Genomic DNA, 14,355 nt, shown 5'->3' on the forward strand with positions numbered 1-14,355 from the left:
TCCTTATTTACCCAGACAAAAACTCGTAAAGATCTCATCCAGTAGGTTTTCAACATCAATCCGGCCAACAAGCGCTTCTAAAGATCGGACTGCGAATCGCAACTCTTCAGCAGCTATATCATAACGGTCGGGCCCGTGGTCCAGTGCAGCGTACACACTCTGCAATCTCTCGGCGGCATTCTGCATCGCTTCCCGATGTCGGGCGTGGGTTGCAACGCCAACATCGGAATAACGTGACAGCAAAATTTCACGGATGCGCGTGATCACAGCATCAACGCCAATGCCAGTTTTTCCCGAAATTGCATTTTCCGGGTCTGTCAATAGATCGGCCTTGGGACGGACAATGATATCTTCAGTTTTGGGAGTGATCAGCAAATCGACGCCTGGTTCCGCGATAAACAGCCGTAGATCAGCACGCTCGGCCCGCTCAACCGCGCGTTTGATTCCGATACTCTCAATTGTATCATCGCTTTCGCGTAATCCTGCGGTATCTAACAAAGTGACCGGCAATCCGCCCAAATCCATCCTTACCTCGATAACGTCGCGCGTTGTGCCAGCAATCTCCGAGGTGATTGCTGCTTCGCGGCCTGCGAGTGCATTCAGCAATGTAGATTTCCCTACATTCGGCGCGCCGACAATCGCTACCTCAAAACCGGTCCGGACGCGCTCCGCCACGCGTGAACCGGCTATCTCAGCGGCCAATTCATTGTGCACAGAGCTCAATAGCGTCGAAACTTCGGGTGTCACATCAACAGGAACATCTTCGTCCGCAAAATCGATTGTTGCTTCAATCAAGGCGGCGGCCCGTATCAATCGCGTGCGCCAACCTTCAACCAAATCACCCAAGTGGCCAGAAAGTACGCGCAAGGCCTGCTTTCGTTGAGCCTCAGTCTCCGCCTCTAACAGATCGGCCAAACCCTCTACTTGGGGTAAGTCCAAACGATTATTCTCCAACGCGCGGCGGGTAAACTCTCCGGGTTCAGCCAGACGGGTGTTCTCTTGTTGACCCAACACGGTCAAGACTGCCCGAACAACAGCGATACTGCCATGAAGATGGAATTCAACCACATCTTCGCCAGTAAAACTATTTGGCGCTTCGAAGGTCAAAACCAGACCTTGATCGATCTTATTGCCCGCACCGTCGGTTATCGATCGAAGCCCGGCTACCCGCGTTTTGGGGAGGGGTCCGGCGATGCGCGCCGCGATGGCAAGCGCCGCCGGTCCGGACAAACGGACAACAGCGACCCCCGCACGTCCTGATGCGCTGGCTTGAGCGTAAATCGTATCCATGACTCTTAAACTATTGTTTTAGCTGAATAAATCAGGTGTTCATTGAATCGAAGAAATCAGAGTTTGTCTTGGTCTGTTTCAGTTTACCGAGCAGGAATTCAATCGCGTCTGTAGTTCCCATCGGGTTCAGGATGCGACGCAGAACAAAGGTTTTCTGAAGATCGACCTTATCGACGAGCAGGTCTTCCTTACGGGTGCCGGATTTGATGATATCCATCGCGGGGAAGACGCGCTTGTCGGCAATTTTGCGATCAAGCACGATCTCGGAGTTGCCGGTACCTTTAAATTCTTCAAAGATGACTTCGTCCATCCGGCTGCCTGTGTCGATCAACGCCGTAGCGATAATGGTGAGCGAGCCACCTTCTTCGATGTTCCGCGCGGCACCAAAGAAGCGTTTGGGCCGCTGCAGAGCGTTGGCATCAACACCACCGGTCAGAACCTTGCCAGATGAGGGCACGACAGTGTTGAATGCACGACCAAGGCGCGTGATAGAATCGAGCAGGATCACCACGTCACGCTTGTGCTCAACCAGCCGTTTAGCCTTCTCAATCACCATATCAGAGACAGCGACGTGCCGTGTTGCGGGCTCGTCGAAGGTCGAGGACACAACCTCGCCCTTGACGCTGCGCTGCATATCAGTGACTTCTTCTGGCCGTTCGTCGATCAGCAGAACGATCAAATAGCACTCGGGGTGGTTCTTTTCGATGCTGTTGGCGATATTTTGCAGCAGCACCGTTTTACCGGTGCGCGGCGGCGCCACGATGAGGCAACGCTGGCCTTTACCGATTGGCGTGACCAAATCGATAATCCGAGCCGAGCGATCCTTGATCGTCGGGTCGTTGACTTCCATGGTCAGCCGCTCGTCAGGATAAAGCGGCGTGAGGTTCTCAAAAGCAACTTTGTGACGCGCCAACTCGGGGTCTTCAAAATTGATCTTGGTGACTTCGGTCAGCGCGAAATAACGCTCGGTATCATCAGGGGCCTTAATCAGCCCTTCGATGGTATCGCCGGTGCGTAGCGAGTGCTGCCGGATCATATCGGGCGACAGATAGATGTCATCCGGACCTGGCAGGTAGTTCGCCTCGGGTGAACGCAGAAATCCGAAACCGTCCTGCAGAACCTCCAGCACACCGTCGCCCGAGATTTCCCAGCCCTCATCCGCGCGTTCACGCAGGATCTGGAACATCATCTCGCCCTTGCGCATCGTGGAGGCGTTTTCAATCTCCAGCTCTTCGGCCATTGCCAGAAGGTTTTTCGGCGTCTGCGCCTTAAGGTCAGCGAGGTTCAGCGTTTCGATTGTCATGGAAATTCCTGTTCAGCAGCAGCAAGGGCCGGCTGGTCGTTCGTGGGGAAAATTGCAGATTTGCGCCATCCCCGGACGGGGCGGTTGCGCTGGTATACGCAGGCCCCCTGCCCGAGTCAATCAGTTCAGAATTTGACCACCACAGAGAGCACAATGACGATCATCAGCAACGTTGGGACCTCATTGGCGATGCGGTACTGCCGGCCGCTCACTGTGGCCTCTCCACGGCCCGTTCTGGCAACGCTGCGTTCAAGCCAGATGTGGAACCCGCTCATCGCAATTACCGACAGCGCTTTGGTCCATGGCCAGATCATCGACCAATCGACAATGCCGGGTGTGAACACGAGGCAAAGCCCGAACGCCCATGTCGCCAGCATCGCCGGTCCCATGATCACATGCGCGAGCTTGTATTCCATCATTGAGAACAGCTGATGGGTGTCTCCCGTCAGCCCAACGCTTTCCGTGTGATGCACCAGAAGGCGCGGCAGATAGAAGAGCGCCGCCATCCACGAGATCACGGCCATGATATGGAAGGCTTTGATCCACGGGTAGGCCAGGCTTAGCAGGTCAGACATTTCAGACTCCGTTCGTTCCACCCTTCTTATAATAAATAAGAAGATAAGTAAGATTGATGATGTAAGTAGGGTCATGAATTTCTGTGGATTAACCTGTTGTTCCAAGGGTTATCCAGACGAGGATAACAATCCAGGCATCGCTGGGTACGACTCATCTGCGGAAATAATTTACTTTTGTATTCAATAGCTTGTAAATTTTAGCCCAGATGCCGCCTGTGTATAATTCTTGGGATGCTTTACCGTTTGACCGAGTTATCACTGATACACAGTTATCCTTGTGCACCTGAGCGGGAATCGGTCACAAGCCAGCGAAAGCCAGCCCGAGCACAGTAGTTGTGCCAATCTCACCGACTATGCAGAACAACTCCCTAATAAATCCTTAACTCACACACAGGTTATCCACATGGTTACACCAATCATCCTCGCTTCGGGTTCTGAAATCCGCTCCCGGTTGCTGCAACAGGCCGGTGTCAGCCATGAGGTGATCAAGCCACGAGTGGATGAAGAGATGATCAAACAATCCATGCTGGCCGAAACTGCGCCTCCCCGCGACATTGCCGACACGCTGGCCGAGGTGAAGGCGCGAAAGATCAGCGAAAAACACCCCGAAGCCTTGGTAATTGGCTGTGACCAAGCACTGGACCATAAGGGCACGCTGCTTTCAAAGCCTGCAACGCCCGAAGATGCGATTGAACAGCTGCGCAGCCTGCGGGGTGATCGGCATAGTTTACTGTCGGCTGCGGTGATCTGCGAAGGCGGTAAGCCAATCTGGCGGCATGTCGGGCAAGTGCGTCTGCGGATGCGTGATATCAGCGATCTCTATCTAGAAGAGTATGTCGCCCGCAATTGGGACAGTATCCGCCATTCGGTCGGCAGCTATAAGCTGGAGGAAGAAGGCGTGCGCCTGTTCAGCGCCGTCGAGGGGGATTACTTTCACGTTCTCGGTATGCCACTTTTGGAACTGTTGAACTATTTGACGCTACGAGGAGACCTGCCAACATGAGCTTGCCAAAAATTCCACTGGCGGGGGTCATCGGCTCTCCTATTGCGCACTCCAAATCACCGCAATTGCATCAGCATTGGCTCAAAACCTATGGGATAGCGGGCCACTACATCCCGATGGATATCGCACCGGAAGATCTGGCCGAGGCGATCCGCACCCTGCCCAAGCTGGGGTTCGTCGGGATCAACGTCACGCTGCCGCATAAAGAAGCGATCATGGAACTGGCCGATCTGGTGACCGACCGTGCGACCTTGATCGGGGCGGCGAACACGCTGATCTTTCGCAAGGATGGGAAGGTTCACGCCGATAACACAGACGGTTATGGGTTTTTGGAAAACCTTAAGTCAGGCGCGCCCGACTGGCAGCCCAAAGCCGGACCAGCGGCGATCCTCGGCGCAGGTGGCGCAGCGCGGGCGGTGGTGACGTCGCTGCTTGATGCCGGTGTGCCCGAAATCTACATCTCCAACCGGACCCGGGTGCGTGCCGACCAACTCAAGAAAGATTTCGGCAGTCGTTTGCAGGTGGTTGATTGGGTTCAGGCTGGAAATATGCTCGATGACGCGACGCTGGTGGTTAACACCACCTCGCTGGGGATGATCGGCAAGGGCCAGTTGCGGGTGCCGCTTGACGGGCTGCGGCCGGGCACTGTGGTTTCCGATCTGGTTTATGCGCCGCTCAAGACCCAACTGTTGGAAACAGCAGAGCAGATGGGCTGCGTCACCGTTGATGGATTGGGGATGCTGCTGCATCAGGCGGTGCCTGCGTTTGAACGTTGGTTCGGCACCCGCCCAAAGGTCGATAGCGCCACGCGCGCGGCGGTTCTGCGCTAATGTTCTTGCTGGGCCTGACCGGATCCATTGGCATGGGCAAGTCGACGACCGCCCAGATGTTTGCCGATCTCGGCTGTGCCGTCTGGGACGCGGATGCTGCCGTGCACCGATTATATAGTGTCGGCGGCGCTGCGGTTGCCCCGTTTAGCTCAGCGTTTCCGACGGCTCTGGTGGATGGAGAGGTGTCCCGCGCCATACTCAAAGAAATTATCGCGGCAGACCCCACAGCGCTGCGGCAGATTGAACAGATTGTGCATCCATTGGTTTCGCAAGACCGTACCGCATTTCTAAAAGCCGCCACTGCCGATATTGTTGTGTTGGATATTCCGCTGCTGTTTGAAACGGGCGGCGATGCACGGATGGATGCGGTGGCCTGTGTCACCGTTGACGCGGAGATTCAGCAGGCGCGGGTGCTGGCCCGTGGCACGATGACACCGTCGCAATTCGAAGCGATCCTTGCCAAACAAATGCCAAATGACGAAAAATGCGCGCGCGCTGATTATGTAATCCATACCGATAGTCTTGAGGGCACCCGTGCCGAAGTCTCGGTAGTTGTTGCTGAAATAAGGAAGAGCCTGACCGATGCGTGAAGTCGTATTAGACACTGAAACCACTGGTTTTGACCCTGAAAGCGGCGACCGTATCGTGGAAATTGGCGCGGTCGAGCTGATGGGTCATATGGCCACGGGCAAGACCTACCACCAATATATTAATCCCGAGCGCTTCATGCCGGACGAGGCGTTTCAAGTGCACGGGCTGGGCGATGATTTTCTCCGCGACAAACCGAAGTTCGCGCAGATCGGTCAGGCATTTCTCGATTTCATTGGCGATTCAAAGCTGATCATTCATAACGCCGCCTTCGACATCAAGTTTCTCAACGCCGAGCTGAAATGGATGGGATTGCCGCAAATTCCGTGGGCGCAGGCGCTGGATACTTTGGCAATCGCGCGCAGCCGTTTTCCCGGCTCGCCCGCGTCTCTGGATGCGCTTTGTCGTCGGTTCGGTATCGACAACACCTCGCGTACCCTGCACGGCGCGTTGTTGGACAGCGAAATTCTTGCGGAAGTCTATCTGGAGCTGATTGGTGGACGGCAGCCTGACTTTGCGTTATCAACGCAACCCGAGCGCCGCGAGGGGGACAATGTAACCGAATGGGCCCCACGGCCGCGCCCAAACCCCCTGCCCTCACTGCTGACCGAAAAAGAAGCCGCCGCCCATGCCGAGTTTGTCAGCAAATTGAGCGGCGACGTTCTATGGCGCCAGAACTAGGCACCGCGTTGGCTTCAGGCGTCGGCTTTTGGCGGATTTTCCGCCTGACGACGCGCGATTTCGTTGCGGTAAAGCGACAGGAAATCGATGTTCTCAAGGTTCAGCGGCGGGAAGCCACCGTCGCGTGTGACATCGCTGACAACGCGGCGCAGGAACGGGAAGATCATCCGCGGGCATTCGATCAGCAGGAACGGATGGATCTGATCATCCGACACGCCTTCAATGTTAAAAATGCCGACATAATCAATCTCAAGCAAAAACAGCATCGTGTCGGCGTCTTTGGCCTTTGAGGTAATCTTGAGCTTGATCGAGGTCTCATACTGGTTGTCGCCCGAACGCTTTTTGGCATCCAGATTAACCTGAACCTGCACATCCGGCTGCACATCGGCAGGCGCGCCTTTTTGCGCCATGATGTTTTCAAATGACATATCGCGGATGAACTGTCCCAGAACCCGCATTTGCGGGTTCTGCTGAGGTGTTGCTTCGGCTTCGGCCATGACGGGCTCCCTTAAGAAATCAAATCCCGCTGGGTTTAGCAGGTTGCCCCGCCCCCCTCAATGCTTTGTCCAACCCGACGGGCCTTCTTTACCCTGCCGCTCAGCCTCGGTGATTTCGTGGTAATCGCCATCAATCACCTCACCCTTTTCGGCTGCTTGGGCCGCGGGATGTATCGGCTCGGGCCGCGCTTGCCCGCCACGCCCGTGCGGCGGCATACCGCCCTGCTGGGTGCCAAAGCTGTGAATGTTCACCCGCGCCTGAATGGCCTGATAGACCGCGCGTCTGATTGCGGGCACCAGCAGGGAAAATCCGATAGCATCGGTGAAAAATCCCGGTGTCAGCAGCAATGCGCCAGAAAACAGGATCATCGCGCCATGCACCAAAGGCTCGGTCGGGTCGCGCAGATCAGAGAAGGACGACTTCACCTGCCCTAGCGCAATCGCGCCCTGCGATCTTACCAGCCAGGTACCTAAAACAGCGGTAAACAGCACAATCGCCAGCGTCCAGCCAAGGCCGATTGCGCCCCCGATCTGGATGAATAGCGCGATCTCAATCAGCGGGATGGCAATAAATGCGATCAATAGCCACATGAACAATGGTCCTTTCACTTCCGGGTAGAGTGGACTTGGTCCGGTCAAGCACCTACATAAGGCGTTGACCGCGACGTTTCCATGCTTTGACCCAATGAGGTTCCGATGAATTCACCGTTGATACAGCTGCTGGTGTTAGCTGGCATTGCCGTATTCCTGATCCTACGCCTGAAAAACGTACTGGGGACACGCGAGGGTTTTGAAAAACCTGCCGTCACCGACAAGCCTACCGCCCGTAGTGGGCCTGCGCTTGAGGTGATAGAAGGCGGCCCCGATCTTGATATTGCAGATCATGTCGCCGTAGATAGCGAGGCGGGCAAGGCTCTTGCCGAGATGAAGCGCATCGAGCCGTCTTTCAGCGCCAGCGAGTTTCTTGGTGGTGCCCGTGGCGCCTATGAGATGATCGTGATGGGCTACGAGCGCGGTGAGTTGTCCGACATTCAGCCGTTTCTCTCCGAAGACATCTACGAAAGCTTCGTGGATGGCGTTGCCGCCCGCGAAGATCAGGGCCTGACGATTGAGGCGAAATTCTTTGGCGTGCGCGAAACAACGCTGGTGGATGCCTCGCTTGATCCGGTCACCAAGGAAGCAGAGATAAAAATCCGTTTCGGCGCAGAGCTTACTTCGGCAGTCCGCGACGCGGATGGCAAAATCGTCGAGGGCAGCACCACTGAAATCAAGCGCCAGAAAGATACTTGGGTCTTTGCGCGCATCATGGGCTCGGACGATCCAAATTGGCTTCTGGTTTCTACAGACGGGTAAGTCATGCCGTTTGTGCATTGGCAGTCGCGGGGGGTGTCTTAGTGACCACGCCCGCCAACGCCGATGCAACCTATCAGGTGATGGAGTTCTCCCAGCTTGACGGCTGGGAGAATGACGACCACGCCGCCGCCCTCGACGTCTATCTCAGCACCTGCCGCGACATGACTGAAATTGATTGGAGCGCGCTGTGTGAATTTGCCAAAACCGACCCCGATCCGCGCCAGTTTTTCGAGCTGTTCTTCCGCCCTGTGCTGATCGAAGATGGCAAAGACGGAATGTTCACCGGTTATTTCGAGCCCGAACTTGAGGGTGATCTTTTCCCTTCAGAGCGGTTTGCCTATCCGGTCTATTCGATGCCACCCGAGGCGTTGGAGACAAACCCGTGGCTCACCCGCCGCGAAATCCTTGATACTGATGTTATGGCCAACCGCGGGTTGGAGATCGCTTGGGTTGACGATCCGGTCGAACTGTTTTTTCTGCAAATCCAAGGGTCCGGTCGGATTAAACTGCGCGATGGCACCTACAGACGGGTGGGCTATCGCGGTGCCAACGGCCATCCCTACCGCTCAATCGGGGTCGAACTGGTCAACCGCGGCGTCTATGAGGCGCATCAGGTCAGCGCCGAGGTAATCAAGAATTGGGTGCGGCGTAATCCTGTCGACGGGCGCGAATTGCTGTTTCACAACCCGTCTTATGTGTTCTTCCGAGAAGTCAGCAAGGTGCCCGCCGATAAAGGCCCCCTTGGTGCGATGAACCGTTCAGTCACGGCGATGCGCTCGATTGCGGTTGATCCGTCCTACGTCAAGCTCGGAGCACCCGTGTGGATTGAAAAGGACGGCAAGGAGCCCCTGCGGCGCCTGATGGTGGCCCAAGATACCGGCTCGGCAATCAAGGGAGCGCAGCGCGCAGATGTATTTTTTGGCACCGGAGATGCCGCAGGCAAGCAAGCGGGCACTCTGCGCGATCCGGGCCGTATGTTTGTGCTGCTGCCGATCCAGCGCGCCTATGCCCTGCTGCCCGAAAGCGCGATATGAAACGGCGGCGGTTGAACAATGATGATCTGGACCTGTGGCGCAGGGTCACGGACCGGACCGAACGGCTGGACCTGAAATCCCTGTTCACCCCACCCATCGACGCCCCGGCACCCGCGCCACCGGCGATCCGCAGGGCTAAACTGGCTGTGCAGAGCAAGCCCATGCCACCCACCAAAGCCCGAACCAATGACCTTAGCCCGTCGTTACAAGACCAGATGCGCGGCACATCGGTGCAGATGGATCAAAAGGCATTTGGCAAGCTCAAGCGTGGCAAGCTGCGCCCCGAAGGGCGGCTTGATCTGCATGGCATGACCCTCGAACAGGCGCACCCGAAGCTCACGGGCTTCATCCTCAACGCCCATACGCGCGGCAAACGGCTGGTGCTGGTGATCACCGGCAAGGGCAAGCAACGCGACGATGGCGGCCCGATACCGGTGCGCTACGGTGTGCTGCGCCATCAGGTTCCGCAATGGCTGTCGATGCCGCCGCTGAAATCTGTCGTCTTACAGATCACGCCCGCGCACATCAGCCACGGCGGCACAGGCGCGTATTACATCTATCTCAGACGTCACCGTTAGCGGTTGAGCAGCGGGCGATAGCGGGCAATGCCCAAGGCCGCGAGCGCTGCCGCCAATACGTAGTAGGCCGAGATCGGCAGCATCTGTTCGGGGAATGTGATGCCAAGGTCGATCAACCAGCCTGTGATGCCCGGACCGATGGCCGAGCCAAAGACCATCAGCGCAGCGGCAACCGCCTTGATTGCGCCCAAATGTCGCGTGCCGAAATACTCGGCCCAGAACACGGCGGGCACGGTCGATTGCATCCCTTGGCCCAAGCCAAAGATCGTCAACCCGATCCCTGCCATGAAAATCGTATCGGCATAGGCCAGCACGGCGAAGGACACCGCAAAGGGCAGCATCTGGAACGGGATGATCCGGCTAACCCCGAAACGGTCAATCGCCCAGCCCGATGCAAAGGTCGAGCAAACTGACGCCAGCGTATAAAACGGCATTAAAGCCACGTAGGAGACCAGATCCCAGCCCTTCACCTCGGTCAGGTGCACCTGCTGGAAAAACAGCGCCGTGCCCCATGTTGCAGGCCCAGCGATCAGCGGGATCATCAGGAAAAACAACCCACAGCGCAGCATCTGCGCCCGCGTCCAATGTTCGCCGCGCATCCCAGCAATCTGGGTGGCGTTCACCATGCTTTGTGGCGTGCGCTCCTGCCGCAGCAGCCACAGGATCACCGGTATCGTCAGCAGCACGATCGCCGCCGCCAGCACCCACAAATTGCGCCATGTGCTCAGCGCGAACAGCGCCACAAACAAGACTGGCAAGATCGCCTGCCCCGCAGCAAACCCCATCGAGGACAGCGACAGCGCCTTGCCACGGCTGGCCTCGAACCAACGCACCATCGCGACCGCGCCAAGCTGGGACATCATGCCCTGCCCCGTAAAGCGCAGCGCAAAGATCACAAAGATCAGCAATATCCAGTTGGGCACCACAGCCATCGACAGACAGGCCAGCGCCAGTCCGATCATCACCCCGAGCGCCAGCGCCCGAACGCGGAACCTGTCGGTCAGCACACCCGCCCAGATCATCGCAATCGCCGACATCGTTGTGCCGATGGTATAGACCCCGCCCCACTGGCCGTCGCTCAGGCCAAAGTCGGCCTTAATTTCTCCCGCAAATAGCGAAATGAAAAAGGTCTGCCCATAGGACGAGGTGAAGGTCAGCAAAAAGCCTGCGAGAAGAAACAGCCAATTGCGGGAAAGGAAGCGTAGGTAATCCATGCCCCTTCATCGGCGGGGCATGGAGAAAAGAAAAGACCTAAAGAACGTAGCGGCTCAGATCCGTCGAGCGCGACAAGGCGCCGAGATTTTTCTCGACGAAATCGGCGTTGACCTCGACGCTGTCGCCGCCCCGATCCGGCGCATTAAAGCTGAGCTCTTCGAACACCCGCTCCATCACCGTATAAAGCCTGCGCGCGCCGATATTCTCGACCGCGTGATTCACATCCGCCGCGATTTTCGCCAGCGCCCTGATCCCGTCTTCGGTAAAGGAAACCTCGACCTGCTCGGTGCCCATCAAGGCGGTATATTGCAAGGTCAGCGCATTGTCGGTTTCGGTCAGAATGCGCACGAAATCATCTTCGGTCAACGCGCGCAATTCAACGCGGATCGGTAGCCGGCCCTGAAGTTCCGGCAGCAGGTCAGACGGTTTGGCTACGTGAAACGCCCCCGACGCGATGAACAGGATGTGGTCGGTTTTCACTGGACCATACTTCGTCGAGACTGTGGTGCCTTCGATCAAGGGCAGTAGATCACGCTGAACACCTTCACGCGATACATCGCCGCCACGGGCATCGGAACGCGCACAAACCTTGTCGATCTCGTCGAGGAAAACGATACCATTTTGCTCGACTGCTTCGATCGCCGCCCGGTTTACCGCCTCGTCGTCGAGCAATTTGTCGGCTTCTTCGCCAATCAAAATCTCATAGCTTTGCGAAACAGTCAGCTTCTTCTTGGTCTTGCGACCGCCCATGGCTTTGCCAAAAATATCACCCAGGTTCATCATGCCCATCCCGCCGGGTTGGCCGGGAATATCCATGGTTTGAAACGGGTTGGTGGTGTCGCTGATCTCCAGATCGATCATCGTGTCGTCAAGCTCGCCCGACTTCAGCTTTTTGCGAAACATCTCGCGGGTGCCTTCGCGGGCTTCGGACCCGGCGACCGCGTCGATCACCCGTTCTTCGGCTGCCTTATGGGCATTTGCCTTCACATCCTCCCGCATGTGTTCGCGTGTCATTGCGATGGCCCCGTCAACCAGATCGCGGATAATTTGCTCCACGTCGCGCCCGACATAGCCAACTTCGGTGAACTTTGTGGCCTCAACTTTAAGAAACGGCGCACGGGCCAGTTTTGCCAAACGGCGGCTGATCTCGGTCTTGCCGACGCCGGTGGGTCCGATCATCAAGATGTTCTTTGGATAGACCTCGTCGCGCAGGTCATCGGCCAGTTGCTTGCGGCGCCAGCGGTTGCGCAGGGCCACGGCAACGGCGCGCTTTGCGTCCTGTTGGCCGATGATAAAACGATCAAGTTCCGAGACGATCTCGCGGGGGGTAAGGTCGGTCATAAGAGGTTCCTTGTTGCGCTGCAGATGGGGCATCGGCGCGCCAGAGGTACAAGAGTATGAGATGAGAAGACGCAGTCTAAGGGCCGCGCAATCACGAAGCTGCGCTGATCGTTTCCACCGTCAGTTTGCCGTTGGTATAGACGCAAATATCCGCCGCAATCGCCATGGCATCGCGGGCAATGGCTTCGGCGTCGCGGTCACTGTCCATCATGCCGCGCGCGGCAGCGAGCGCATAGTTGCCGCCCGAGCCAATCGCCGCGACATTGTGTTCGGGCTCGAGCACATCGCCCGCGCCGGTAATCACGAAAAGGTCCGTGCCGTCGGTAACAATCAACATTGCTTCGAGCTTTTGCAAATACTTGTCGGTGCGCCAATCCTTGGCCAACTCGACGCTCGCACGCTGCAACTGGCCGGGGGTGGCCTCCAGCTTGGTCTCAAGCCGCTCAAGTAGGGTAAAGGCATCGGCTGTTGAGCCGGCAAAGCCCGCGACCACATCAAAGCCACCGGGTGACAGGCGGCGCACCTTGCGGGCGGTCCCTTTAATCACCGTCTGACCCAGACTGACCTGACCATCACCGGCGATGACAACCTGTCCGTTCTTCTTCACCCCAACGATGGTGGTGCCGTGCCACCCGGGAAATTCCTGCTTTGCCATTTTGGCCTCCTGTCGTCTGGAGTTCTATATGGCCCCCGACCCCGCAGGGCACAAGGGCAGCGCCCCTTGTCCGCCTGTCGCGGGTTAGATAGCGTCGGCCAAATGGCCAATCATCAAACAGTGCGTTTCTATCTTGAGCCCCCTTTGCGGGAGAGCGCGGCTGCCGGCGCACACAACTTTATCGGGCTGATAGCCAAAGTCTGTGCGGCGGCAGGGCTTGTGCCACAGTATTGCGATCTCGCTGATGCAGGGCTGGCAAATGGCGGCTATGCGCTGACCCATATGAAGCCCCCCGAACGCCCCAATGGCTTGGTGTTTCGCCGCGTCTATCAATACCCGTTCTGGCAGATCGACCAGACCGCCGCGCGCTGGGACTGGGACACCGCTCAAGCCAAATTTGATCCATCACAAATCGATCTGGCAGAGGCAGCGCGGTTTTTTGCCTTTTGGCAAAAACGGCTCTACGGCGCGGCGCCCAAGGTCACAAAGCAGGCGGGATACATCTACGTTCCCTTGCAAGGCCGGCTGTCCGAACATCGTTCGTTTCAAAGCTGTTCGCCGCTACAGATGTTAGAGCATTGCCTTGCCCATGAGCCGCTTCGGCAGGTGATTGCCACGCTGCATCCGAACGAGCATTACTCCGCAGCCGAACTCGCCGCGCTGGAGCATTTGGAGCGCCAGCACGCACGGTTGACGGTCACAGTTGGCGACATGGTCCAGCACCTGCAAAACTGCGACTATGTGGTGACGCAGAACTCCAGCGCCGCCTTTGGAGGATTTTTCTTTCAAAAACCCGCACTGTTGTTTGCAAAGATCGATTTCCACCACATTGCGGTACGCGCTGATATGGCCGATCTCGCGGAAAGTTTTGCACAGGTGACGCGCAACACCCCTGACTATGCCCAATATATCTGGTGGTTTTGGCAGGATCAGTCGATCAACGCAGGGCGCACGGATGCAGAGGCAAAGATCGCGGCGCGGCTCAGGCGGTTTGGCTGGCCCATATAAAAAGGGCGCCCCGTTTCAGGGACGCCCTTGGCGTGCTTAAGCGCGTTGGCTTAAACGGATTCTTCGATCCAGCTTTTCAGCGCGGCCTTGGGGCGCACGCCTGCAAGGTTGGATACGACCTGACCGTCTTTGAAGATAAACAGTGCCGGAATGCCGCGTACACCCATTTGAGCAGGTGAATTCGGGTTTTCGTCGACGTTGACCTTAACGATCTTCACCTTGCCCTCCATTTCGGCCGACAATTCTTCAAGCGAAGGGCCGATCTGTTTACAAGGGCCGCACCATTCGGCCCAGAAATCCACCAGAACGGGGATATCGGAATTTTTCACTTCGGCGTCGAATGTAGCGTCGGTGACTGCGACGGTGGCCATGTTGCTCTCCTGCAAGGAATGAATGTGTATCAG

General features: G+C 57.0%; 17 protein-coding genes. 8 read left to right on the plus strand and 9 right to left on the minus strand.

The genetic code is table 11. From position 1 onward, the window contains the following. Positions 1-3 precede the first annotated feature (3 nt). The 3 genes from mnmE to BM174_RS08565 form a co-directional block, all read right to left on the minus strand. Entirely contained in the window at positions 4-1,290 is a 1,287-nt protein-coding gene (gene mnmE / locus BM174_RS08555; RefSeq protein WP_093923432.1) for a tRNA uridine-5-carboxymethylaminomethyl(34) synthesis GTPase MnmE, read from the minus strand. A 31-nt stretch (positions 1,291-1,321) separates the two neighbouring features. Beyond that, a complete protein-coding gene (rho, locus tag BM174_RS08560) occupies positions 1,322-2,593 on the minus strand; it encodes a transcription termination factor Rho (protein ID WP_093923433.1) in 1,272 nt (423 codons plus the stop codon). Between the two features lie 125 nt (positions 2,594-2,718). Next, positions 2,719-3,168, minus strand: coding sequence for a CopD family protein (locus BM174_RS08565; protein WP_093923434.1), 450 nt, complete (start codon positions 3,166-3,168; stop codon positions 2,719-2,721). 403 nt (positions 3,169-3,571) lie between these two features. Here BM174_RS08565 and BM174_RS08570 point away from each other — a divergent pair, with 403 nt between their 5' ends. The 4 genes from BM174_RS08570 to dnaQ are packed head-to-tail and all read left to right on the plus strand — an operon-like array spanning position 3,572 to position 6,270. Beyond that, positions 3,572-4,171 carry a Maf family protein gene (locus tag BM174_RS08570; RefSeq protein ID WP_093923435.1) on the plus strand — a complete coding sequence of 200 codons (600 nt, stop codon included), beginning with the start codon at positions 3,572-3,574 and terminating at the stop codon, positions 4,169-4,171. After that, positions 4,168-5,001 (plus strand): shikimate dehydrogenase, encoded by an 834-nt coding sequence (locus BM174_RS08575; RefSeq protein ID WP_093923436.1) that lies wholly within the window; start codon positions 4,168-4,170, stop codon positions 4,999-5,001. The genes BM174_RS08570 and BM174_RS08575 overlap by 4 nt, the downstream gene beginning before the upstream one ends. Continuing rightward, positions 5,001-5,591, plus strand: a complete 591-nt coding sequence (coaE, locus tag BM174_RS08580) for a dephospho-CoA kinase (RefSeq protein WP_093923437.1) — start codon at positions 5,001-5,003, stop codon at positions 5,589-5,591. The genes BM174_RS08575 and coaE overlap by 1 nt, the downstream gene beginning before the upstream one ends. Next, the gene (dnaQ, locus tag BM174_RS08585; RefSeq protein ID WP_093923438.1) at positions 5,584-6,270 is read left to right on the plus strand and encodes a DNA polymerase III subunit epsilon; all 687 of its coding nucleotides are present in this window, start codon (positions 5,584-5,586) and stop codon (positions 6,268-6,270) included. Before coaE ends, dnaQ begins: the two co-directional genes overlap by 8 nt. Positions 6,271-6,284: 14 nt before the next feature. On the opposite strand, the gene secB is transcribed toward dnaQ, so the two are convergent. Next, the gene (gene secB, locus BM174_RS08590) at positions 6,285-6,767 is read right to left on the minus strand and encodes a protein-export chaperone SecB (RefSeq protein WP_093923439.1); all 483 of its coding nucleotides are present in this window, start codon (positions 6,765-6,767) and stop codon (positions 6,285-6,287) included. 57 nt (positions 6,768-6,824) lie between these two features. After that, the gene (locus BM174_RS08595) at positions 6,825-7,358 is read right to left on the minus strand and encodes an FxsA family protein (RefSeq protein WP_093923440.1); all 534 of its coding nucleotides are present in this window, start codon (positions 7,356-7,358) and stop codon (positions 6,825-6,827) included. A gap of 105 nt (positions 7,359-7,463) precedes the next feature. Here BM174_RS08595 and BM174_RS08600 point away from each other — a divergent pair, with 105 nt between their 5' ends. From BM174_RS08600 to BM174_RS08610, 3 genes are all read left to right on the plus strand, one after another. Beyond that, a complete protein-coding gene (locus tag BM174_RS08600) occupies positions 7,464-8,120 on the plus strand; it encodes a Tim44/TimA family putative adaptor protein (protein WP_093923441.1) in 657 nt (218 codons plus the stop codon). Positions 8,121-8,200: 80 nt separating this feature from the next. Beyond that, complete coding sequence (gene mltA / locus BM174_RS08605; protein ID WP_425442346.1) at positions 8,201-9,154, plus strand: murein transglycosylase A; 954 nt, start codon at positions 8,201-8,203, stop codon at positions 9,152-9,154. Beyond that, positions 9,151-9,732, plus strand: coding sequence for a Smr/MutS family protein (locus BM174_RS08610; RefSeq protein ID WP_093923443.1), 582 nt, complete (start codon positions 9,151-9,153; stop codon positions 9,730-9,732). The genes mltA and BM174_RS08610 overlap by 4 nt, the downstream gene beginning before the upstream one ends. On the opposite strand, the gene BM174_RS08615 is transcribed toward BM174_RS08610, so the two are convergent. The 3 genes from BM174_RS08615 to hslV all read right to left on the minus strand — a co-directional run bounded on the left by BM174_RS08615 (position 9,729) and on the right by hslV (position 12,943). Then, entirely contained in the window at positions 9,729-10,946 is a 1,218-nt protein-coding gene (locus tag BM174_RS08615; protein WP_093923444.1) for an MFS transporter, read from the minus strand. The genes BM174_RS08610 and BM174_RS08615 overlap by 4 nt on opposite strands. 37 nt (positions 10,947-10,983) lie before the next feature. Then, on the minus strand, positions 10,984-12,288 hold the full coding sequence (gene hslU / locus BM174_RS08620) for an ATP-dependent protease ATPase subunit HslU (RefSeq protein WP_093923445.1): 1,305 nt from the start codon (positions 12,286-12,288) through the stop codon (positions 10,984-10,986). A gap of 91 nt (positions 12,289-12,379) precedes the next feature. Further along, positions 12,380-12,943, minus strand: coding sequence for an ATP-dependent protease subunit HslV (gene hslV, locus BM174_RS08625; RefSeq protein ID WP_093923446.1), 564 nt, complete (start codon positions 12,941-12,943; stop codon positions 12,380-12,382). Between the two features lie 102 nt (positions 12,944-13,045). Here hslV and BM174_RS08630 point away from each other — a divergent pair, with 102 nt between their 5' ends. Continuing rightward, entirely contained in the window at positions 13,046-13,951 is a 906-nt protein-coding gene (locus BM174_RS08630; RefSeq protein WP_093923447.1) for a hypothetical protein, read from the plus strand. Between the two features lie 50 nt (positions 13,952-14,001). On the opposite strand, the gene trxA is transcribed toward BM174_RS08630, so the two are convergent. After that, positions 14,002-14,322, minus strand: a complete 321-nt coding sequence (trxA, locus tag BM174_RS08635) for a thioredoxin (RefSeq protein ID WP_093923448.1) — start codon at positions 14,320-14,322, stop codon at positions 14,002-14,004. Positions 14,323-14,355: the final 33 nt, after the last annotated feature.

It is taken from the genome of Sulfitobacter brevis (assembly GCF_900112755.1).
GTDB lineage: Bacteria > Pseudomonadota > Alphaproteobacteria > Rhodobacterales > Rhodobacteraceae > Sulfitobacter > Sulfitobacter brevis.

What these genes read in the sequence shown, in the direction of transcription:
- coaE (WP_093923437.1), top strand. Translation starts at nt 5,001, where the DNA reads ATGTTCTTGCTGGGCCTGACCGGATCCATTGGCATGGGCAAGTCGACG.
- dnaQ (WP_093923438.1), top strand. Translation starts at nt 5,584, where the DNA reads ATGCGTGAAGTCGTATTAGACACTGAAACCACTGGTTTTGACCCTGAA.
- BM174_RS08600 (WP_093923441.1), top strand. Translation starts at nt 7,464, where the DNA reads ATGAATTCACCGTTGATACAGCTGCTGGTGTTAGCTGGCATTGCCGTA.
- hslU (WP_093923445.1), bottom strand. Translation starts at nt 12,288, where the DNA reads ATGACCGACCTTACCCCCCGCGAGATCGTCTCGGAACTTGATCGTTTT.
- mnmE (WP_093923432.1), bottom strand. Translation starts at nt 1,290, where the DNA reads ATGGATACGATTTACGCTCAAGCCAGCGCATCAGGACGTGCGGGGGTC.
- BM174_RS08630 (WP_093923447.1), top strand. Translation starts at nt 13,046, where the DNA reads ATGGCCAATCATCAAACAGTGCGTTTCTATCTTGAGCCCCCTTTGCGG.
- BM174_RS08565 (WP_093923434.1), bottom strand. Translation starts at nt 3,168, where the DNA reads ATGTCTGACCTGCTAAGCCTGGCCTACCCGTGGATCAAAGCCTTCCAT.
- BM174_RS08595 (WP_093923440.1), bottom strand. Translation starts at nt 7,358, where the DNA reads ATGTGGCTATTGATCGCATTTATTGCCATCCCGCTGATTGAGATCGCG.
- secB (WP_093923439.1), bottom strand. Translation starts at nt 6,767, where the DNA reads ATGGCCGAAGCCGAAGCAACACCTCAGCAGAACCCGCAAATGCGGGTT.
- mltA (WP_425442346.1), top strand. Translation starts at nt 8,201, where the DNA reads ATGGAGTTCTCCCAGCTTGACGGCTGGGAGAATGACGACCACGCCGCC.
- BM174_RS08615 (WP_093923444.1), bottom strand. Translation starts at nt 10,946, where the DNA reads ATGGATTACCTACGCTTCCTTTCCCGCAATTGGCTGTTTCTTCTCGCA.
- BM174_RS08570 (WP_093923435.1), top strand. Translation starts at nt 3,572, where the DNA reads ATGGTTACACCAATCATCCTCGCTTCGGGTTCTGAAATCCGCTCCCGG.
- BM174_RS08610 (WP_093923443.1), top strand. Translation starts at nt 9,151, where the DNA reads ATGAAACGGCGGCGGTTGAACAATGATGATCTGGACCTGTGGCGCAGG.
- trxA (WP_093923448.1), bottom strand. Translation starts at nt 14,322, where the DNA reads ATGGCCACCGTCGCAGTCACCGACGCTACATTCGACGCCGAAGTGAAA.
- rho (WP_093923433.1), bottom strand. Translation starts at nt 2,593, where the DNA reads ATGACAATCGAAACGCTGAACCTCGCTGACCTTAAGGCGCAGACGCCG.
- hslV (WP_093923446.1), bottom strand. Translation starts at nt 12,943, where the DNA reads ATGGCAAAGCAGGAATTTCCCGGGTGGCACGGCACCACCATCGTTGGG.
- BM174_RS08575 (WP_093923436.1), top strand. Translation starts at nt 4,168, where the DNA reads ATGAGCTTGCCAAAAATTCCACTGGCGGGGGTCATCGGCTCTCCTATT.